At 55.7% G+C, this 18994-nt stretch carries 19 protein-coding genes; 11 read left to right on the top strand and 8 right to left on the bottom strand.

Annotation, left to right across the window (positions count from 1 at the left end; all coding sequences use genetic code 11):
• Positions 1-146: 146 nt before the first annotated feature.
• The 4 genes from ACMWJS_RS14290 (at position 147) to ACMWJS_RS14275 (ending at position 4314) form a co-directional block, all read left to right on the top strand.
• Entirely contained in the window at positions 147-374 is a 228-nt protein-coding gene (locus ACMWJS_RS14290; RefSeq protein WP_083261508.1) for a hypothetical protein, read from the top strand.
• A 46-nt stretch (positions 375-420) separates the two neighbouring features.
• Entirely contained in the window at positions 421-1791 is a 1371-nt protein-coding gene (gene aroP, locus ACMWJS_RS14285; RefSeq protein WP_024907477.1) for an aromatic amino acid transporter AroP, read from the top strand.
• A gap of 164 nt (positions 1792-1955) precedes the next feature.
• Positions 1956-3353, top strand: a complete 1398-nt coding sequence (locus ACMWJS_RS14280; protein ID WP_045907808.1) for a glycoside-pentoside-hexuronide (GPH):cation symporter — start codon at positions 1956-1958, stop codon at positions 3351-3353.
• A gap of 10 nt (positions 3354-3363) precedes the next feature.
• Positions 3364-4314 (top strand): family 43 glycosylhydrolase, encoded by a 951-nt coding sequence (locus ACMWJS_RS14275; protein WP_414747223.1) that lies wholly within the window; start codon positions 3364-3366, stop codon positions 4312-4314.
• Positions 4315-4332: 18 nt separating this feature from the next.
• On the opposite strand, the gene ampE is transcribed toward ACMWJS_RS14275, so the two are convergent.
• On the bottom strand, positions 4333-5187 hold the full coding sequence (gene ampE / locus ACMWJS_RS14270; RefSeq protein ID WP_414747222.1) for a beta-lactamase regulator AmpE: 855 nt from the start codon (positions 5185-5187) through the stop codon (positions 4333-4335).
• A gap of 9 nt (positions 5188-5196) precedes the next feature.
• Positions 5197-5748 (bottom strand): 1,6-anhydro-N-acetylmuramyl-L-alanine amidase AmpD, encoded by a 552-nt coding sequence (gene ampD / locus ACMWJS_RS14265; protein ID WP_414747221.1) that lies wholly within the window; start codon positions 5746-5748, stop codon positions 5197-5199.
• An 87-nt stretch (positions 5749-5835) separates the two neighbouring features.
• On the opposite strand from ampD, the gene nadC reads away from it, so the two are divergent.
• The 4 genes from nadC to hofC all read left to right on the top strand — a co-directional run bounded on the left by nadC (position 5836) and on the right by hofC (position 9910).
• Positions 5836-6729, top strand: coding sequence for a carboxylating nicotinate-nucleotide diphosphorylase (nadC, locus tag ACMWJS_RS14260; protein ID WP_021240514.1), 894 nt, complete (start codon positions 5836-5838; stop codon positions 6727-6729).
• A 176-nt stretch (positions 6730-6905) separates the two neighbouring features.
• Entirely contained in the window at positions 6906-7343 is a 438-nt protein-coding gene (gene ppdD / locus ACMWJS_RS14255) for a prepilin peptidase-dependent pilin (RefSeq protein ID WP_126534281.1), read from the top strand.
• 10 nt (positions 7344-7353) lie between these two features.
• Positions 7354-8736 (top strand): type II secretion system protein GspE, encoded by a 1383-nt coding sequence (gspE, locus tag ACMWJS_RS14250; protein ID WP_414747220.1) that lies wholly within the window; start codon positions 7354-7356, stop codon positions 8734-8736.
• Positions 8726-9910 (top strand): protein transport protein HofC, encoded by a 1185-nt coding sequence (gene hofC / locus ACMWJS_RS14245; RefSeq protein WP_414747219.1) that lies wholly within the window; start codon positions 8726-8728, stop codon positions 9908-9910. Before gspE ends, hofC begins: the two co-directional genes overlap by 11 nt.
• Positions 9911-9951: 41 nt before the next feature.
• Here hofC and ACMWJS_RS14240 read toward each other — a convergent pair whose 3' ends face one another.
• Complete coding sequence (locus ACMWJS_RS14240) at positions 9952-10995, bottom strand: GMP reductase (protein WP_023293282.1); 1044 nt, start codon at positions 10993-10995, stop codon at positions 9952-9954.
• 228 nt (positions 10996-11223) lie between these two features.
• Here ACMWJS_RS14240 and coaE point away from each other — a divergent pair, with 228 nt between their 5' ends.
• Genes coaE through yacG form a run of 3 tightly spaced genes read left to right on the top strand, consistent with a single transcriptional unit; the run spans position 11224 to position 12791 of the window.
• On the top strand, positions 11224-11844 hold the full coding sequence (coaE, locus tag ACMWJS_RS14235; protein WP_414747218.1) for a dephospho-CoA kinase: 621 nt from the start codon (positions 11224-11226) through the stop codon (positions 11842-11844).
• Entirely contained in the window at positions 11844-12587 is a 744-nt protein-coding gene (zapD, locus tag ACMWJS_RS14230) for a cell division protein ZapD (protein ID WP_008501972.1), read from the top strand. Before coaE ends, zapD begins: the two co-directional genes overlap by 1 nt.
• 9 nt (positions 12588-12596) lie before the next feature.
• Positions 12597-12791, top strand: a complete 195-nt coding sequence (gene yacG, locus ACMWJS_RS14225) for a DNA gyrase inhibitor YacG (RefSeq protein WP_023615920.1) — start codon at positions 12597-12599, stop codon at positions 12789-12791.
• A 25-nt stretch (positions 12792-12816) separates the two neighbouring features.
• On the opposite strand, the gene mutT is transcribed toward yacG, so the two are convergent.
• The 5 genes from mutT to ftsZ all read right to left on the bottom strand — a co-directional run bounded on the left by mutT (position 12817) and on the right by ftsZ (position 18993).
• Complete coding sequence (gene mutT / locus ACMWJS_RS14220; RefSeq protein WP_414747217.1) at positions 12817-13218, bottom strand: 8-oxo-dGTP diphosphatase MutT; 402 nt, start codon at positions 13216-13218, stop codon at positions 12817-12819.
• Positions 13219-13275: 57 nt separating this feature from the next.
• Positions 13276-15981 (bottom strand): preprotein translocase subunit SecA, encoded by a 2706-nt coding sequence (gene secA / locus ACMWJS_RS14215; protein ID WP_021240521.1) that lies wholly within the window; start codon positions 15979-15981, stop codon positions 13276-13278.
• Between the two features lie 58 nt (positions 15982-16039).
• Positions 16040-16543, bottom strand: a complete 504-nt coding sequence (gene secM / locus ACMWJS_RS14210; RefSeq protein WP_262821361.1) for a secA translation cis-regulator SecM — start codon at positions 16541-16543, stop codon at positions 16040-16042.
• Positions 16544-16822: 279 nt separating this feature from the next.
• Positions 16823-17740 (bottom strand): UDP-3-O-acyl-N-acetylglucosamine deacetylase, encoded by a 918-nt coding sequence (gene lpxC, locus ACMWJS_RS14205; protein ID WP_010426966.1) that lies wholly within the window; start codon positions 17738-17740, stop codon positions 16823-16825.
• 101 nt (positions 17741-17841) lie between these two features.
• Positions 17842-18993, bottom strand: coding sequence for a cell division protein FtsZ (gene ftsZ, locus ACMWJS_RS14200; protein WP_267215247.1), 1152 nt, complete (start codon positions 18991-18993; stop codon positions 17842-17844).
• Between the last annotated feature and the right edge of the window lies 1 nt (position 18994).

The following is an 18994-nucleotide window of genomic DNA, read 5'->3' as shown; positions in this document are numbered from 1 at the left end:
AAACCCTGCACATTTTAACAACCTTACAGAAATAACGTTTCAGAAATGTAACTTTGCACAAATGAGTTGATTACCCCCAAAGAGGGAGTTTTAACCATAATGAAACGAGGGTTTTTGCAATCTGAAGCGATTCAACAAGGCAAATAATGAAAATTCGCCCACTTAAGGCGCATTTCTATTCTATAGGTTGGGAGAGGAACAACGAGCGGGCCGATTTACAAATGCTTTCTTTTTATTCAAGTCGTCATCACCCCTTCATAAAGCAGGTGCATTCGCAGGCACTTACCACTATTCTGGCGCTTACGGAAGTCATCTCCGCTTTTTTCGGTCTCGTTTACCGTAAAGAAATAAATACAGAATATGGATTTTCATAATTACACACGCTCAGCGTGAACATAACAACCACACACGAGGTTTCAAATGGAAGCTCAACAGCACGGCGATCAGCTAAAGCGCGGGCTTAAAAACCGCCATATTCAGCTCATCGCACTGGGCGGTGCGATTGGTACCGGCCTGTTTCTGGGCAGCGCATCCGTTATCCAGTCTGCCGGTCCGGGCATTATTTTGGGTTACGCGATTGCGGGTTTCATTGCTTTTCTGATCATGCGCCAGCTGGGCGAAATGGTAGTAGAAGAGCCGGTCGCGGGCTCCTTCAGCCACTTTGCCTATAAATACTGGGGCAGCTTTGCCGGTTTCGCCTCGGGCTGGAACTACTGGGTGCTGTACGTTCTGGTTGCCATGGCCGAACTGACCGCCGTCGGGAAATACATTCAGTTCTGGTATCCCGAAATCCCAACCTGGGCTTCTGCTGCGGCCTTCTTCGTCATTATTAACGCCATTAACCTGACCAACGTTAAAGTGTTCGGGGAGATGGAGTTCTGGTTTGCCATCATCAAGGTCATTGCCGTGGTGGCGATGATTATCTTTGGCGGCTGGCTGCTGTTCAGCGGCAACGGCGGCCCGCAGGCCACCGTGCGCAACCTCTGGGAACAGGGTGGCTTCCTGCCTCACGGCATGACCGGTCTGGTGATGATGATGGCCATCATTATGTTCTCCTTCGGCGGTCTGGAGCTGGTAGGGATCACTGCCGCTGAAGCCGACAACCCTGAGCAGAGCATCCCGAAAGCCACAAATCAGGTTATCTACCGTATTCTGATCTTCTATGTGGGCTCACTGGCCGTGCTGCTCTCCCTGCTGCCGTGGACGCGCGTGACTGCTGACACCAGCCCGTTTGTGCTGATCTTCCACGAGCTGGGCGACACCTTTGTCGCCAACGCCCTGAACATCGTGGTGCTGACCGCAGCGCTCTCCGTATACAACAGCTGCGTATACTGCAACAGCCGTATGCTGTTCGGCCTCGCCCAACAGGGCAACGCGCCGAAGATGCTGCTTAACGTTGATAAACGCGGCGTGCCGGTGAATACCATCATTGTTTCCGCCATCGTGACCGCCCTGTGCGTGCTGATTAACTACATGGCACCGGAATCGGCGTTTGGCCTGCTGATGGCGCTGGTGGTCTCTGCCCTGGTCATCAACTGGGCGATGATCAGCCTGGCGCACATCAAGTTCCGCCGCGCGAAACAGCAGCAGGGCGTCACCACGCGCTTCCCTGCCCTGCTCTATCCGCTGGGTAACTGGATCTGCCTGCTGTTCATGGCGGCCGTTCTGGTGATCATGCTGATCACGCCGGGTATGGCGATTTCCGTCTACCTGATCCCGGTCTGGATTGCGATCCTGGGCGTGGGCTATCTGTTCAGTCAGAAAAGCCGTAATGCCATGAAGGCGCACTAAGCCTCCCTCCGCGGTACCTGCTTTTACGGGTACCGCGCGTTGTTACCTCCCTCACACTTTCACGCCCACAGCGCATTTATCCATATCACCGCCCTGATACTGCAACGCATATATCCCTTCGTCAGCGAATAATTCTCTCCATACCGTAAACCGGAGAGCTGTCGATGGATAACAACACCCTGTCAGTAAAAGAAAAGATCGGCTATGGGATGGGCGACGCCGGATGCAACATTATCTTTGGCGCCATCATGCTGTTTGTTAACTATTTTTATACGGATATTTTTGGCCTCGCCCCTGCGCTGGTCGGCGTGCTGCTGCTGTCTGTCCGCGTGATTGACGCCGTAACGGACCCGATCATGGGCGCGATTGCCGACCGTACCCGCAGCAAATATGGCCGGTTTCGTCCATGGCTGCTGTGGATCGCTTTCCCCTACGCGCTGTTCAGCATCCTGATGTTCACCACGCCAGAGTGGAGCTATAACAGCAAAGTTATCTATGCCTTTGTCACCTATTTCCTGCTGTCGCTGACCTATACCGCCATCAACATCCCCTACTGCTCGCTGGGCGGGGTGATCACTAACGACCCGAAAGAGCGCGTCGCCTGCCAGTCGTATCGCTTCGTGCTGGTCGGCATCGCCACGCTGCTGCTCTCATTAACGCTGCTGCCGATGGCCGACTGGTTTGGCGGGGACAACAAAGCCAAAGGCTACCAGATGGCGATGACCGTACTAGCGCTGATTGGCACCTGCATGTTCCTGTTCTGCTTCGCCACCGTGCGCGAGCGCGTGCGCCCGGCGGTGCAGACCAACGATGAGTTGAAAAACGATCTGAAAGACGTGTGGAAGAACGACCAGTGGGTGCGCATTCTGCTGCTGACGCTCTGCAACGTCTGCCCCGGCTTTATCCGCATGGCGGCCACCATGTATTACGTTACCTGGGTGATGGGCCAGAGCACCCACTTCGCCACGCTGTTTATCAGCCTGGGCGTTGTTGGCATGATGCTCGGCAGCGTGCTGGCAAAAGTGCTGACCGACCGCTGGTGTAAGCTGAAGGTCTTCTTCTGGACCAATATCGTGCTGGCGATTTTCTCCTGCGCCTTTTATTTCTTCGACCCGAAAGCCACCGTCACCATCGTGGTGCTCTACGTCCTGCTGAACATCCTGCACCAGATCCCGTCTCCGCTGCACTGGTCGCTGATGGCCGACGTGGACGACTACGGCGAGTGGAAAACCGGGAAGCGCATCACCGGCATCAGCTTCTCGGGCAACATCTTCTTCCTGAAGCTGGGGCTGGCGATTGCCGGGGCGATGGTCGGGTTCCTGCTCTCCTGGTACGGCTACGACGCGGGCGCGAAAGCGCAAAGCGCGGACGCCCTTAACGGGATCGTGCTGCTCTTTACCGTCATTCCCGGCATTGGATACTTAATTACCGCGGGCGTGGTGCGTCTGCTGAAGGTGGATCGTGAAACCATGAAGCAGATCCAGGCCGATCTGGAGAAACGCCGCACCAACTACCGTGAACTGAACGACTATCAGGAACTGAAAGCCGCAGAGACAAAATAAGGAGAGCCAAATGCATCAGTGGCCAAACCCGTTTATCGAACAACGCGCCGATCCGTACATTTTACGCCATGAGGGGCAGTACTATTTTATCGCCTCCGTGCCGCAGTACGACAGGCTGGCGATCCGCCGCGCAGCGTCGCTTGAAGGCTTACGTCATGCCGAAGAAGTGGTGGTCTGGCGTAAACCCGACGCTGGCCCCATGAGCCAGCTGATATGGGCGCCGGAACTGCATCATATCGACGGAAAGTGGTACATCTATTTTGCCGCGACACACACGCAGGCGCTCGATGCACTTGGGATGTTCCAGCACCGCATGTTTGCCATTGAATGTACCGACAGCGATCCGCTTACCGGCACGTGGGTGGAAAAAGGCCAAATCAAAACCCCGTTCGATACCTTTGCTCTGGACGCTACCTCCTTTGTGCATCAGGGGAAACGCTGGTATCTGTGGGCGCAAAAGGCACCGGATATCACCGGGAACTCCAACCTTTATCTGTGTGAAATGGCGAACCCGTGGACGCTAAAAGGCGAGCCGGTGATGCTCAGCAAACCGGAGTATGACTGGGAGTGTCGCGGATTTTGGGTTAACGAAGGCCCAGCGGTGTTGGTTCACGGCGATAAGCTGTTTATCAGCTATTCCGCCAGCGCCACCGACGAGAACTACTGCATGGGACTGCTGTGGATAGACCTGAATGCCGATCCGCAAAACCCTGCAAACTGGCACAAATCCCCGCGTCCCGTATTCGTGACAAGCTACGAAAACCGCCAGTTCGGCCCGGGCCACAACAGCTTTACGCAAACGCCGGAAGGGGAAGATGTGCTGGTGTATCACGCGCGAAACTACACCGAAATTGAGGGCGATCCGCTTTACGATCCGAACCGTCATACCCGCCTGAAGCGCGTCCGCTGGAATGAAAACGGGATGCCTGATTTCGGCATCCCGCCTGCGGATACGCTTTAGTCTTTGCGGCGCGCTGGCTTACACCAGCGTGCCGTAGATCGTCAGCAGCGCCACGATAACCACCACCACAAACGACGTTTTCTTCGCCATGGAGACAGCGGCTTTCGGTGTTTCAATCTTGTCGGTATGCGGCTCACGCGCCAGTGAGAACTGCGCCAGACGCGTTAACACCTGATACTGCGACGTATGGCGGTCAGCCAGCGAAGCAAACCATGCGGGCAGCGCTTTCTCACCGTGTCCAATTAACGCGTACACCACGCCCACCAGACGCACCGGGAGCCAGTCGAGCACGTGCAGGATGGCATCGATGCCGGATAGCAAACGTTCATGCGGCGTCAGATAGCGGGCAATCCAGGTCTGCCAGGCGCGCAGGAACGCATACCCCATCAGCAAGACCGGTCCCCACGGGCCGCCTACCACAAACCAGAACAGCGGCGCCAAGTAGTAACGGAAGTTAATCCACAGCAGCGCGTTCTGCAGTTCGCGCAGAAACTCGCGCTCGTCGCAGTCCGGCGGCACGCCGTGGATCATCGTCAACTCGCTCGCCATGGCACCGCGCGCATGGGCATCGTCACGGGAGGCGGCTTTCAGGTAGGCGTGATAGTGCAAACGCACCTTGCCCGCACCAATGCACAGCACGCCGAGCAGGATCCACACCACCAGCAGCGGCACGTTGAAAAACAGTCCATGCAGCGCGCGCAGCAGCAGGAACGTAATGACCATCACCCCCGCCATCATCAGCAGCGTACGCAGCAGAGAAAAGTGCTTAATCCGGCGGAAAAGCACCTCCAGCCGGTGATCCAGATGCCAGTGCTCGCCGAGCTTGAACAGGCGTTCAGCGATGATAACCAGCAGCATGGTAAACAACGTCATGGTATCTCCTTATTCTGACGACGAGGTGAGCATGGCGCGGAACCGCGTCCAGTCGAATGCCGGGCCGGGATCGGTTTTTCTCGCCGGGGCAATATCACTGTGTCCCGTAATATTGTCGGCGATGGCCGGATAGAGTCCGATAAGCGTGCGGGTCACAGCCGCTAACTGTTGATACTGTGAATCGGTGTAGGCCGTGGTATCCGTGCCTTCCAGTTCGATCCCGATAGAAAAATCGTTGCACCGTTCGCGCCCGTGATACATCGACACCCCGGCATGCCAGGCGCGCTTATCAAAGGGAACATACTGAACCACTTCACCATCGCGACGAATCAGGCAGTGAGCCGACACGCGCAGATGCGCAATCTCAGCAAAGAAAGGATGGGCATCGGGATCAATCGTTCCCGTGAATAACGCATCGATCCACGGGCCGCCAAATTCCCCCGGCGGGAGACTAATAATATGAACCACCAGCAGTGTGGGCTTTTCATCCTCCGGGCGGCAGTCGTGGTGCGGCGAAGGCACATGCCGCGCATCCACCAGCCATCCGTTTTCTAACAACATGCTGGAACTCCTTATGTATGGTGCTGTTACTCGGTTCAGAGTAGCATGTTTCAATATTATGATTCGTTACCAATTTGGAGTTTTATCATGCCGCCTCGCCGCTACAACCCCGACCACCGACGTGAAGCGCTTCTGGAACGTATTAATATGGATATTCCGGCAAGCGTTGCCCATGCTTTGAAAGAAGACCTGGGCGGTGACGTCAATGCCGATAAAGATATTACCGCACAATTGTTGCCAAAAGAGACACGCTCCCACGCGGTCATTATCACCCGCGAAGAGGGTGTTTTTTGCGGCAAGCGCTGGGTTGAAGAGGTCTTTACCCAACTGGCGGGCGATGATGTGCAGGTAACATGGCACGTGGAAGATGGCGATAGCGTCACGCCAAATCAGCCGCTGTTCGAGCTGGACGGCCCCTCCCGCGTCTTGCTGACCGGCGAACGTACCGCGCTCAATTTTGTACAAACGCTCTCTGGTGTTGCCAGTGAAGTGCGCCGCTACGTTGACCTGCTGGCCGGCACCCGAACCCAGCTGCTGGATACCCGCAAAACGCTGCCGGGCCTGCGCACGGCGCTGAAGTACGCGGTGCTCTGCGGCGGCGGCGCAAACCATCGTCTGGGCCTGTCCGACGCTTTCCTGATTAAAGAGAACCACATTATTGCCTCAGGCTCCGTGCGTCAGGCGGTGGAGAAGGCCTTCTGGCTGCACCCTGATGTGCCGGTTGAAGTAGAAGTGGAAAACCTGGACGAGCTGGAGCAGGCGATTAAGGCCGGGGCCGATATCATCATGCTCGATAACTTCGAAACCGAGCAGATGCGTGAGGCGGTGAAACTGACCAACGGCCGGGCCCAGCTCGAAGTGTCCGGAAACGTCACCTTCGAAACAATCCGTGAATTTGCCGAAACCGGCGTGGATTACATCTCCGTCGGCGCGCTGACCAAGCACGTTCGCGCTCTCGACCTCTCGATGCGTTTTAAATAGTCATTCCTCTCCCCTCTCCGCCCGGAGAGGGGAATTTCAGCCCCGCTCGCAAATCCGCTGTTCTTCCCTGCAACGCGGCATAAATTCTCTGAAAGCGCTCTCCCGTTCTTTTTTTTGCCCCTCGTTTCTGCCCTTTCGCGCTGACAGAGTAGCGCCACTTAACGTAAGGAGCAGATATGAACAGACAACACGGATTCACTCTCATTGAGCTGATGGTGGTCATCGGCATTATTGCGATTCTGAGCGCCATCGGCGTACCTGCCTATCAGAACTACCTGCGCAAAGCGGCGTTGACCGATATGCTGCAAACCTTCGTCCCCTACCGCACCGCCATTGAGCTTTGCGCGCTGGATCACGGAGGCGTGGAGAGTTGCGATGCCGGCAGCAACGGCATCCCTTCCCCCACCACGACACGCTACGTGTCGGGAATGAGCGTAGCGAAAGGGGTCGTGACCTTAACAGGACAGGAAAGTCTTAACGGGCTGGAAGTGGTCATGACGCCGCAGTGGAACGACGCTAACGGTATGACGGGCTGGACGCGTCTCTGCAACATCAGCGCTGATAGCGCCCTGAAGCAGGCCTGCGAAGACGTTTTCCGCTTCGACAATAACTGAGGAGCGGAAAATGAAGACCGATCAACTCGTGGCGCTTTGTCTTCGCCATCACGCACTGCTGCTTACCAGCGACAGTGAAATGGTCAGCATTGCCGTCGCGGGCAACCCCGCGGCCGAACTCATGGAGGCGCTGCGTTTCGCGACTCAGAAACGGATTGATATTGAGTGCTGGAGCGCTGAGCGCATGGAAAAACACCGGCAGCTCACGTCACAATCGCATCTGCCCGGCGTTTCGCAAACGCATTCAACGGTAGATATCCTCAACCACACGCTGCAGCAGGCAATTAACCAGCGCGCCTCTGATATTCATATCGAACCGATGGAGCACGCGTGCCAGATTCGTTTACGTATCGACGGCGTACTTTGCCCGCAGCCTCCGCTTGCGGCGGAAATGGCTAACCTGCTCAGCGCGCGTTTAAAAGTGCTGGGTAACCTGGATATTGCTGAGCGCCGTTTACCCCAGGACGGCCAGTTTACGATTGAGCTGGCCAACGAGCCGGTCTCGTTTCGGATCGCGACGCTTCCCTGCAGCGGAGGCGAGAAAATTGTGCTGCGTCTCCTGCAGCAGGTTCCGCAGGCCCTTGAGCCGAAAGCGCTTGGCATGAATGCTGAGCAGTTGGCCTGTTTTAATGCGGTTCTCCACCAGCCGCAGGGGCTGATTCTGGTCACTGGGCCTACCGGCAGCGGCAAAACCGTGACGCTGTACAGCGCGCTGCAGTCGCGTAACACCCCTGACGTCAACATCTGCAGCGTCGAAGATCCTATTGAGATCCCCCTTGCCGGATTAAACCAGACGCAGATTAATCCCCGGGCGGGTTTAACCTTCCAGAGCGTGCTGCGGGCGCTGCTGCGTCAGGATCCCGACATTATTATGGTCGGCGAAATCCGTGACGGTGAAACGGCCGGGATTGCCATTAATGCTGCCCAGACCGGGCACCTGGTGCTGTCGACCCTGCATACCAACTCGACGACGGAAACGCTGGTTCGCCTGGAGCAGATGGGCGTCGCACGCTGGATGATTTCCTCCGCGCTGACGATGGTGATAGCCCAGAGACTGGTTCGACGTCTGTGCCCGTACTGCCGACAGAAAAGCGGGGAGCATACGGACTTACCTCGATCAGTATGGCCCAGACCGCTTCCACGCTGGCAGCCTACCGGCTGCGAGCGCTGTTACCACGGTTTTTATGGCCGCGTGGCCATTTTTGAAGTACTTGGGATCGACAATGCCCTGCGGCAGGCCATTGCCAGCGGGGCGGGAACAGACGTCATCGAGGCGAGCGCCCGCCAGGCAGGGATGATTTCTCTTTTTGAACACGGCTGCATGGCCGTCGAACAGGGGCTAACCACGATTGAAGAGTTGTTGCGCGTCCTGGGAATGCCCAATGGCGGCTAATCATCTCTGGCGCTGGCGTGCGCTCACCAAAGATGGAGAACCCCGAAGCGGGACACTGTGGGCCACGGACCGCAATGCGGCCTTCACCCGGCTAATGCGTAACGACCTCCATCCTCTGACGCTAACCCGATGCGCGCAACGACACCGCTGGCGGCAACACCACTGCGACGAGATGTTTCATCAGCTCGCCACGCTTCTGCAGGCTGGACTGACATTGTCCCACAGTCTGCAAATGCTGGCAGAGCAGCATCCGTTAAAACCGTGGCAGGCGCTGCTGCAAAGCATTGCCGATGAGCTCAGTGAAGGATGCCCGTTTTCGGCGTCGCTAAAAAAGTGGCCAGCCGTTTTTAGCCCGCTGCATGTCTCGATGGTGAAGACCGGGGAGCTGACAGGGAAGCTGGAGGCGTGCTGTCGTCAGCTCGCGCAGCAACAAAAAGCGCAGCAGCAGCTCAGTGCAAAAGTGAAAAAAGCGCTGCGTTACCCGGCGATCGTCCTGACGCTGGCTGTAGTGGTTGTGCTGGCGATGGTCACCCTGGTCCTGCCCGAGTTTGCTGCGATCTACAAAACGTTTAATACCCCGCTTCCCGTGCTGACACAGATGGTCATGGGAATGGCCGCCTTTATGCAGTCATATGCCCTCGCGTTGTTCGCCCTGCTACTAACCCCCTTTGCCGTCGCCTGGGCTCTGCGGCAGAACCCTCGCTGGCAGCAAATCCTGATGCAGACGCCCGTGATGGGCGCACTGGCAAAAGGCCAAAAGCTGGGACACATCTTTACCGTGCTGTCACTCACGCAACAGGCAGGCATCCCCTTTTTACAGGGTCTGGAGAGTGCAGAAGAAACCGTTGAGAGCCGGTACTGGCAAGGGATACTTCGCAACGTGCGGGAGGACATTGAAAAGGGTCTACCCGTCTGGTCATCCTTTCAGAAGGCGGCATTGTTTACCCCGCTCTGTATTCAGCTTTTACGAACCGGTGAGATGTCAGGTGCGCTGGACATCATGCTGGCAAACCTTGCCCGTCATCACACGGAACAGACCTTTCAACGAGCAGATAACCTGGCGGCGCTTCTGGAGCCGCTGCTACTGATTGTGACGGGGGTCATTATCGGTACGCTGGTGGTGGCCATGTACCTGCCGATATTCCACCTGGGAGATGCGATGAGCGCGGGATAGTACAACAGGGCTGGCGCACGGGCATGCGCCAGCGAAAGCCATTACAGGCTATTGAATACGCGGTTTTCCTGTTCCTGAACGCGAATAAACGTCGTACGCTTTGTCAGCTCTTTCAGGCGGGATGCGCCCACGTAGGTGCAGGCAGAGCGCAGGCCGCCGAGGATATCGCGTGCGGTGTTTTCAACCGGGCCGCGCAGGGGCAGCTTCACGGTTTTGCCTTCTGCCGCGCGGTATTTTGCCACGCCACCGACGTGACGGGTCATCGCAGACTCAGAGCTCATGCCGTAGAACAGCATAAATTTCTCGCCGTTCTCTTCAACGACGGTACCACCGCTCTCTTCATGGCCTGCCAGCATACCGCCGAGCATCACGAAATCCGCGCCGCCGCCGAAGGCCTTTGCAACATCACCCGGCATCGTGCAACCGCCGTCGCTGATGATCTGGCCGCCCAGCCCGTGCGCCGCGTCGGCACATTCAATGACGGCAGAGAGCTGCGGATAACCGACGCCGGTTTTGACGCGTGTGGTGCATACGGAGCCCGGACCAATCCCTACTTTCACGATATCGGCACCGGAGAGGATCAGCTCTTCACACATTTCACCGGTCACCACGTTTCCCGCGATGATGGTTTTCGTCGGCCAGGCCTCACGCGCCTTGCTGACGAACTGCACGAAATGCTCGGAGTAACCGTTCGCCACATCAATACAAACGAAGTTCAGCGCCGGGTTAGCCTTCAGGATCTGTTTGGTCTTCTCAAAATCCGCATCGGAGGTGCCGGTGGAGACCATCACGTGCTTCACCACATCAGCAGAGGCGGACGCAACAAACGCATCCCACTCTTCAGGGCTGTAATGTTTGTGAACGGCGGTGAGAATATCGAACTGTGCCAGCGCGGTTGCCATCTCAAAGGTTCCCACAGTATCCATATTGGCAGCGATGATCGGCACGCCAGACCACGTCTGACCGGAATGCTTAAAGGTGAATTGACGTTCGAGTTCAACGTCTGAGCGACTTTTCAGTGTAGAGCGTTTAGGGCGGATAAGAACGTCTTTGAAACCTAACTTCAGATCTTCTTCGATACGCATGTGCGGATTCCTGGGGTTAGAGGCAAATATGTTAAAAGCACAACTCCAGTGACGCTATCATACGCACTAATACCTGCTCCGCAAGACTGCGAAATTCTCTTTTTTTACGCTACAATCCTATAAATTTACCTGGTAAAAAGCCGGTAAACAGGGCTAAACAGTGACTGGCGCATCTGTGATTTTTAATCAACTGATTTTTATAATGAATAATTCCCAGGATTTTATTTAATGGGGTATATCGTTGCATTAACCGGCGGCATCGGTAGTGGCAAAAGTACCGTTGCGGACGCGTTTTCTCGTTTGGGTATCACGATTATCGATGCCGATATTATTGCCCGCCAGGTGGTAGAGCCCGATACACCCGCGCTAAAGGCCATCGCAGAACATTTTGGTCAGGCCATCATCAATGCCGATGGCACCCTGAATCGCCGCCAGCTTCGCGAATGCATTTTTTCCGATTCCGCGGAAAAAGCCTGGCTTAATAGCCTTCTCCACCCCATCATCCACCAGGAAACGCAGCGTCAGATCGCCGCGGCCCGCTCGCCCTATGTCTTGTGGGTGGTTCCGCTGCTGGTTGAAAATCAGCTGCAGAAGAAAGCCGACCGGGTGCTGGTGATTGATGTCACCCCCGAAACGCAAATCCAGAGAACCATGACGCGCGACCACGTCTCGCGAGAACATGCGGAACACATTCTTGCCGCTCAGGCCACGCGCGCTCAGCGCCTTGCCGTGGCGGATGATGTCATTGATAATAACGGCGCACCAGATGCCATTGCATCGGATGTTGCCCGTCTGCACGCGCAGTATCTGACGTTTGCCGCGCAGGCCGTTGCACAGGAAAAATCATAATGTCGACACACATCCTTTTTGAGCATCCGCTCAACGAAAAAATGCGTACCTGGCTGCGCATCGAATTCCTCATTCAGCAGCTTTCACAACATCTGCCGGTTAACGATCACGCTACGGCGTTGCATTTCTTCCGCAATGTAGGCGATCTGCTGGATGTGATTGAACGCGGCGATGTCCGCACAGAATTGCTTAAAGAGCTGGAGCGCCAGCAGCGTAAATTACAGGCATGGGCTGAGGTTCCGGGGGTGGATGTAAGCCGTATCGATTCCCTTCGCCAGCAGCTTAAAACCAGCAGCAGCATCCTGATGGCTGCACCGCGCGTCGGGCAGTTTTTGCGTGAGGACCGCCTGATTGGCCTGGTGCGCCAGCGCCTGAGCATCCCTGGCGGTTGCTGCAGCTTCGACCTGCCGACGCTGCATATGTGGCTCCATATGCCACAAGCCCAGCGTGACGCGCAGGTGAACAGCTGGCTGGCAAGCCTGGAGCCGATGCACCAGACGCTGTCGTTGATCCTCGATCTGATCCGTAACTCAGCGCCGTTCCGCAAGCAAACCAGCCTGAATGGTTTCTACCAGGACAACGGTGATGATGCCGATCTTTTGCGCCTGAATTTATCGCTTGGCGAACAGCTTTATCCGCAAATTTCCGGGCATAAGAGCCGCTTTGCGATTCGCTTTATGCCTCTGGACAGCGAAAATGGCACCGTGCCGGAACGCCTCGATTTTGAACTGGCCTGTTGTTAAGGAGTGCCGATGTCTGATGTCACCACCGTAAACTGCCCTACCTGTGGCAAAACCGTTGTCTGGGGCGAAGTGAGTCCGTTCCGCCCATTCTGCTGCAAACGCTGCCAGCTTATTGACCTGGGCGAATGGGCGGCGGAAGAGAAACGTATTCCGAGTAAAGGCGATCTCTCGGACAGCGACGACTGGAGTGAAAATCAGCAGTAATCTGTAAAGCCTGCTGACGCGTCGCTTAGCAGGCCTTCGGTTGTGCAACGAGCCGCATGATCACAGGCTCGTTGGCTGGCGGGAATTTTTCGGCATCACCTGCCTGAAGCGCCACCCAGTTACCCGGCTGCCCCTCTTTTCCCCAGGGTTCACCTTCCCAGTTTTCCACCAGCCAGAACCACAGCGTAATGTGCCTGTCCGGGAACTGGTATTCGAGCTTATCAAACAGCGTTGCGCCAAGCGGGGTGATCCCGACTTCTTCCTGAAGCTCGCGAACCAGCGCCGCTTCCGGGGTTTCACCAGCCTCAATTTTTCCGCCTGGAAACTCCCATTTGTTCGCCATATGGGCGTCGGCAGCACGCTGGGTGATAAAGATTTGGTTTTGCGGGTTGCGAATAATCCCGACGGCAATTTGCAGTATTTTCATATTGTTACTTCCATAAAAAAGGCGCAGATGTCTGCGCCTTTTTGTTTTTTTATGAATTTAGCTCAGACGCCCGTGGCACGCCTTGTACTTTTTACCGGAGCCACATGGGCACGGATCGTTACGACCCACTTTGCGATCGCCAGTCTGCGCGGCGATCGCCGCTGCGGCTTCGCTGTCGTCGGTCTGATGGCTCAGCTGTTGCATTTGTGCCAGACGCTCGGCTTCTTCACGACGCTGCTGCTCCATCGCTTCTACCTCTTCCGGCATACGCACCTGAACCTTGCTCAGGGTGCTGATCACTTCATACTTCAGCGACTCCAGCATAGACGCAAACATGGAGAAGGACTCACGCTTGTATTCCTGCTTCGGATCTTTCTGCGCATAGCCACGCAGGTGGATACCCTGACGCAGGTAGTCCATCGCCGCCAGGTGCTCTTTCCACAGGGAATCCAGCGTCTGCAGCATCACGCCTTTTTCGAAGTGACGCATCATCTCAGCGCCAACAACCTCTTCCTTACGCTTGTAAACATCCAGCGCGGTTTCGTAGATACGTTCGCGCAGGGTCTCTTCGTGCAGCTCAGGCTCTTTATCCAGCCACTCTTTGATAGGCAGATCGAGGTCAAAGTCGTTTTTCAGACGTTCCTGCAGGCCTTCGATGTCCCACATCTCTTCCAGAGACTGCGGTGGAATATGCGCATCAATCGTGGCTTTAAACACATCTTCGCGAATGCTGTTGATGGTTTCGCTCACGTCGGACACGTCCAGCAGTTCGTTACGCTGGGTGTAAATCGCACGGCGCTGGTCGTTAGCCACGTCATCGTATTCCAGCAGCTGCTTACGAATATCGAAGTTGCGGCTTTCCACTTTACGCTGGGCGTTCGCGATCGCTTTGGTGACCCACGGGTGCTCAATGGCTTCGCCTGGCTTCATGCCCAGCTTACGCATCATGCCGGACACGCGGTCGGAGGCGAAAATACGCATCAGCGCATCTTCCATCGACAGGTAGAAGCGGGAAGAACCGGCATCACCCTGACGACCCGCACGGCCACGCAGCTGGTTATCGATACGACGCGATTCATGACGCTCGGTACCGATAATGTGCAGACCACCGGATGCCAGCACCGCGTCATGACGCACCTGCCAGTCGGCCTTGATCTGCGCAATCTGTTCAGGCGTTGGGTTTTCCAGCTCAGCCACTTCGGCCTGCCAGCTACCGCCCAGCATAATATCGGTACCACGACCCGCCATGTTGGTGGCGATGGTTACCGCAGCCGGATAACCTGCCTGCGCAACAATGTCCGCTTCTTTGGCGTGGAATTTGGCGTTCAGTACGTTGTGCTTGATGCCCGCTTTCGTCAGCTCGTGAGAAACCACTTCGGATTTTTCAATGGAGATGGTCCCCACCAGAACCGGCTGGCCTTTGGCAGTACGCTCGCGGATATCTTCGATGATTGCCTGAATTTTTTCCGCTTCGGTCATGTACACCAGGTCCGGCATATCCTTACGGATCATCGGACGGTTGGTTGGAACAACCACGGTATCCAGCTTGTAGATGGAGCTGAATTCAAACGCTTCGGTATCGGCAGTACCGGTCATGCCCGCCAGCTTCTCGTACAGACGGAAGTAGTTCTGGAAGGTGATAGACGCCAGCGTCTGGTTTTCGTTTTGAATATCCACGCCTTCTTTGGCTTCTACAGCCTGGTGCAGACCGTCAGACCAGCGACGCCCCTGCATGGTACGGCCGGTGTGCTCATCGACAATGATCACTTCGCCGTCTTTTACGATGTAGTCGACGTCACGGGTGAACAGCGCGTGGGCACGCAGCGCGGCGGTCACGTGGTGCATCAGCATGATGTTGCTCGGGGAGTACAGAGACTCGCCCTCTTCCATAATGCCTTCAGCAACCAGCAGCTCTTCAATTTTCACCAGACCACGTTCAGTCAGGTTCACCTGGCGCGCTTTTTCATCAACGGAGAAGTGGCCTTCACCCTGGAAGGTATCCGAGTCTTCTTTCTCCTGACGCAGCAGGTGTGGAATGATTTTGTCGACTTTACGGTACATCTCGGAGCTGTCTTCAGCCGGGCCGGAGATGATAAGCGGGGTACGCGCTTCATCGATCAGGATGGAGTCCACCTCATCCACCAGCGCATAGTGCAGCTTACGCTGGACACGCTCTTCAGGGCTGAACGCCATGTTGTCACGCAGGTAGTCGAAGCCGTATTCGTTGTTGGTACCGTAGGTGATATCCGCATTGTACGCTTCACGCTTGGCTGGCGCAGGCAGGCCGGACATGTTGATACCGACGGTCATACCGAGGAATTCGAACAGTGGACGGTTGTTTTCGGCATCACGCTGCGCCAGATAGTCGTTGACGGTAACGACGTGAACGCCTTTACCGGTCAGCGCGTTCAGGTAAGCCGGCAGCGTTGCGGTCAGGGTTTTACCTTCACCGGTACGCATTTCCGCGATGCAGCGCTCGTTAAGCACCATACCGCCCAGCAGCTGAACGTCGAAGTGACGCATGCCGAACACGCGCTTACTTGCTTCACGCACAACGGCAAACGCTTCCGGGATCAGGCTTTCTAAGGTTTCACCTTTTTCCAGACGCGCACGGAATTCCGCCGTTTTCGCTTTCAGCTCATCATCAGAGAGCTTCTCCATCGCCGGTTCCATACCGTTGATGACGGCAACAGCTTTGCGCATACGGCGCAGGGTACGATCGTTACGACTACCAAAAACTTTAGTTAATAATTTGATTAGCATAATAAATTCTCAAACGCCCCATCATGGGCAGATAAATTAAGGTATTGAAAAAGTTAATTTAGCTGAGGCGTTGAGGCCCGGCGCGAATGCCGTGAACCTGGCTAATCCAGGTTGATACAGAGAATGAAACAGGAGAAACGAGCGCGCGTTGCGCCGTCTCGCGCACCATGACCGGCGGCTGGCTGTCCTGCGTAAGCAGTGCATTAAGCGTGTCCAGCAGGGCAAGATGCTGGGCCTGCACCGGCAGCGTCTCTTCCGCCACAGGCATTGCCTGGGGCGCCATCGCGAAGGAGAGATGGCGGATAACCGTGCGGATAGCGTGCTGGTGCCAGTAATCAACGGAGAAATTCGGGCGGCGGCTGGCTTCAAGCCACGCGAGGTTTGTAAAGTTAACCCGCGTGTTGAGATCGTGTTTGGTGGTAGAGGTCTTCGCTGGCGTCGCCGCTTCGGCACTGTTGCTGAGCGCAGGCAAGCCGAGACTCGCCGCGACCATCCCTAATAAGAGATGCGGCCAGAAGTAACGTCTGCCAAATTGTCGCCAGCGCGTCAGTATTCCGCTCACTTGCTCCACCACATAAGCCAGCCTGTAACAGGCTACTTTTAAGTTATTTTTTTAAGCGCCCAGATATTACCACTAAAGCCAATGCACATCAGCAGGAATGAGGTGCCACCGCGGGGAAAAACGGTCAAGAATGCAGCTAACGCACGCATTTTCTGCGCAAGACAAACAAGAGATAACGCCGGGGCAAACGAAGAAGGGCAAAAATAAAAACGACTGGTCTTCCTGGTCGGAGAGAGTACCAGGTTAACCAGTCGATTTTTTACGAAACGGCGTGAACCGTTACGCCAGAACCATGTTTGGCGCTTTGAAAGCCAGCGGCAGTTCTGCTTCGTCTTCGAAGGTCACATATTCCCAGGCTTCCTGTTTTGCCAGGACGGCCTGCAACAGTTTGTTGTTCAGCGCATGACCGGATTTGAACGCGGTAAATGCACCAATAATATTGTGACCACACATAAACAGGTCGCCGATAGCGTCCAGCATTTTGTGACGAACGAATTCATCTTCGAAACGCAGGCCGTCTTCGTTCAGTACGCGATAATCGTCAACAACGATGGCACAATCGAAGCTGCCGCCCAGGCACAGGCCGCGGGACTGCAGATATTCGATATCACGCATGAAGCCAAACGTACGGGCTCGGCTGATCTGGCGCATAAACGCATCAGCAGAGAAGTTCATCGCGTAGCGCTGGGTGCTGGAATCAATCGCCGGATGGTTAAAGTCGATGGTAAAGTCCAACGAGAAACCATTGTACGGTTTGAACTCAGCCCACTTGTCGCCATCTTCGACGCGAACAGTCTCTTTGATGCGAACAAATTTCTTCGCGCAGTTCAGTTCTTCGATGCCGGCATCCAGCAACAGATAGACGAACGGTGCAGCACTGCCATCCATAATCGGGATTTCTGGCGCATCGACTTCAACAATAATGTTGTCGATACCCAGACCCGCCAGGGCGGCGTTCAGGTGCTCTACGGTAGAAATCCGCACGTCATGCTCGTTCACCAGACAAGTACAGAGCATAGTATCACGCACAGATTTGGCATCGGCCGGAAAATCTACCGGTGGATTCAAGTCGGTGCGACGATAGATGACCCCGGTATTGGCCGGCGCAGGGCGTAACGTCAGCGTGACTTTCTTGCCGGTATGTAAACCGACACCCGTCGCCTGAACGATACGTTTAAGTGTCCTTTGTTTGATCATCGTATAATCTCGCCAAATTAACTATCCAACCGAGAGTGTATATCACTAACGGTGGGCCAGTTTAGCACAAAGAGCGCAAATCCCCTAATTCCAGCCAATTCTTAATCAGCTTGCTTACGCAGGAACGCCGGGATATCCAGATAATCTGGCTCTTTCGCCGTTTGCGGCGTTGGGTCGTTCACCACTTTCGCGGCCGGTTTCTGCTCCTGAGTCAGCGGAGACATACCGTGCTGCTGGTAACGATCCATTACCGGTTGCTGAGCCTGCTTGTTGGTCACTAAGGTGATCTCAGGACGCTTGTCCATACCGATACCGGTCGCAACAACGGTAACACGCAGCTCGTCGTTCATTTCAGGGTCAAGCGAAGTACCGATTACCACGGTAGCGTTGTCAGAGGCGAACGCACGGATAGTGTTACCCACGGTTTCGAACTCATCCAGACGCAGGTCAAAGCCAGCGGTAATGTTGACCAGCACGCCACGCGCACCAGACAGATCGATATCTTCCAGCAGTGGAGAAGAGATGGCCATTTCAGCCGCTTCTTCTGCACGGTCTTCGCCGCTCGCCACGCCAGAGCCCATCATCGCGTAGCCCATTTCGGACATCACGGTGCGAACGTCTGCAAAGTCAACGTTCATCAGGCCAGGACGGGTAATCAGTTCAGCGATACCCTGAACCGCGCCTTTCAGCACGTCGTTTGCTGCACCGAAGGCGTCCAGCAGGGAGATACCGCGACCCAGAACCTTCAACAGCTTGTCGTTCGGGATGGTGATCAGCGAGTCAACGTGCTTGGACAGCTCGGTGATACCCTGCTCCGCAAAGGCCATACGCTTCTTGCCTTCAAAATTGAAAGGCTTAGTCACGACAGCAACGGTCAGAATACCTAAATCTTTAGCCACTTCAGCTACAACAGGTGCTGCGCCGGTACCGGTACCGCCACCCATACCTGCTGCAATGAAGACCATGTCCGCACCTTCCAGTGCAGCGCGCAGGGCTTCACGATCTTCTTCAGCCGCATTGCGGCCCACTTCCGGGTTAGCCCCTGCTCCCAGCCCTTTGGTGATACCACCGCCGATCTGGATAGTCTGGCCTACAGCCGTCTTACGCAGTGCCTGTGCATCGGTGTTAACTGCAAAGAATTCAACACCTTCAATGCGTTCACGCACCATATGCTCTACGGCGTTACCGCCGCCGCCACCGACGCCGATGACTTTAATCACCGCGTCGTTGGTCAGTTCCATAGGTTCAAACATA

The sequence above is a fragment of the Enterobacter sp. HK-058-C-ECC genome, assembly GCF_047531125.1.
In the GTDB taxonomy this organism is placed as follows: domain Bacteria; phylum Pseudomonadota; class Gammaproteobacteria; order Enterobacterales; family Enterobacteriaceae; genus Enterobacter; species Enterobacter quasiroggenkampii.
Note: the sequence above shows the minus strand (reverse complement) of the source record. Positions and strands in the feature narration are given on the sequence as shown.

Coding starts and splice junctions, on each gene's coding strand:
- ftsZ (WP_267215247.1), bottom strand. CDS start 18,993: ATGTTTGAACCTATGGAACTGACCAACGACGCGGTGATTAAAGTCATC.
- ampD (WP_414747221.1), bottom strand. CDS start 5,748: ATGTTGTTAGAAAACGGATGGCTGGTGGATGCGCGGCATGTGCCTTCG.
- nadC (WP_021240514.1), top strand. CDS start 5,836: ATGCCGCCTCGCCGCTACAACCCCGACCACCGACGTGAAGCGCTTCTG.
- coaE (WP_414747218.1), top strand. CDS start 11,224: ATGGGGTATATCGTTGCATTAACCGGCGGCATCGGTAGTGGCAAAAGT.
- ACMWJS_RS14280 (WP_045907808.1), top strand. CDS start 1,956: ATGGATAACAACACCCTGTCAGTAAAAGAAAAGATCGGCTATGGGATG.
- mutT (WP_414747217.1), bottom strand. CDS start 13,218: ATGAAAATACTGCAAATTGCCGTCGGGATTATTCGCAACCCGCAAAAC.
- aroP (WP_024907477.1), top strand. CDS start 421: ATGGAAGCTCAACAGCACGGCGATCAGCTAAAGCGCGGGCTTAAAAAC.
- secA (WP_021240521.1), bottom strand. CDS start 15,981: ATGCTAATCAAATTATTAACTAAAGTTTTTGGTAGTCGTAACGATCGT.
- ACMWJS_RS14290 (WP_083261508.1), top strand. CDS start 147: ATGAAAATTCGCCCACTTAAGGCGCATTTCTATTCTATAGGTTGGGAG.
- ACMWJS_RS14275 (WP_414747223.1), top strand. CDS start 3,364: ATGCATCAGTGGCCAAACCCGTTTATCGAACAACGCGCCGATCCGTAC.
- ppdD (WP_126534281.1), top strand. CDS start 6,906: ATGAACAGACAACACGGATTCACTCTCATTGAGCTGATGGTGGTCATC.
- ACMWJS_RS14240 (WP_023293282.1), bottom strand. CDS start 10,995: ATGCGTATCGAAGAAGATCTGAAGTTAGGTTTCAAAGACGTTCTTATC.
- hofC (WP_414747219.1), top strand. CDS start 8,726: ATGGCGGCTAATCATCTCTGGCGCTGGCGTGCGCTCACCAAAGATGGA.
- gspE (WP_414747220.1), top strand. CDS start 7,354: ATGAAGACCGATCAACTCGTGGCGCTTTGTCTTCGCCATCACGCACTG.
- ampE (WP_414747222.1), bottom strand. CDS start 5,187: ATGACGTTGTTTACCATGCTGCTGGTTATCATCGCTGAACGCCTGTTC.
- yacG (WP_023615920.1), top strand. CDS start 12,597: ATGTCTGATGTCACCACCGTAAACTGCCCTACCTGTGGCAAAACCGTT.
- lpxC (WP_010426966.1), bottom strand. CDS start 17,740: ATGATCAAACAAAGGACACTTAAACGTATCGTTCAGGCGACGGGTGTC.
- zapD (WP_008501972.1), top strand. CDS start 11,844: ATGTCGACACACATCCTTTTTGAGCATCCGCTCAACGAAAAAATGCGT.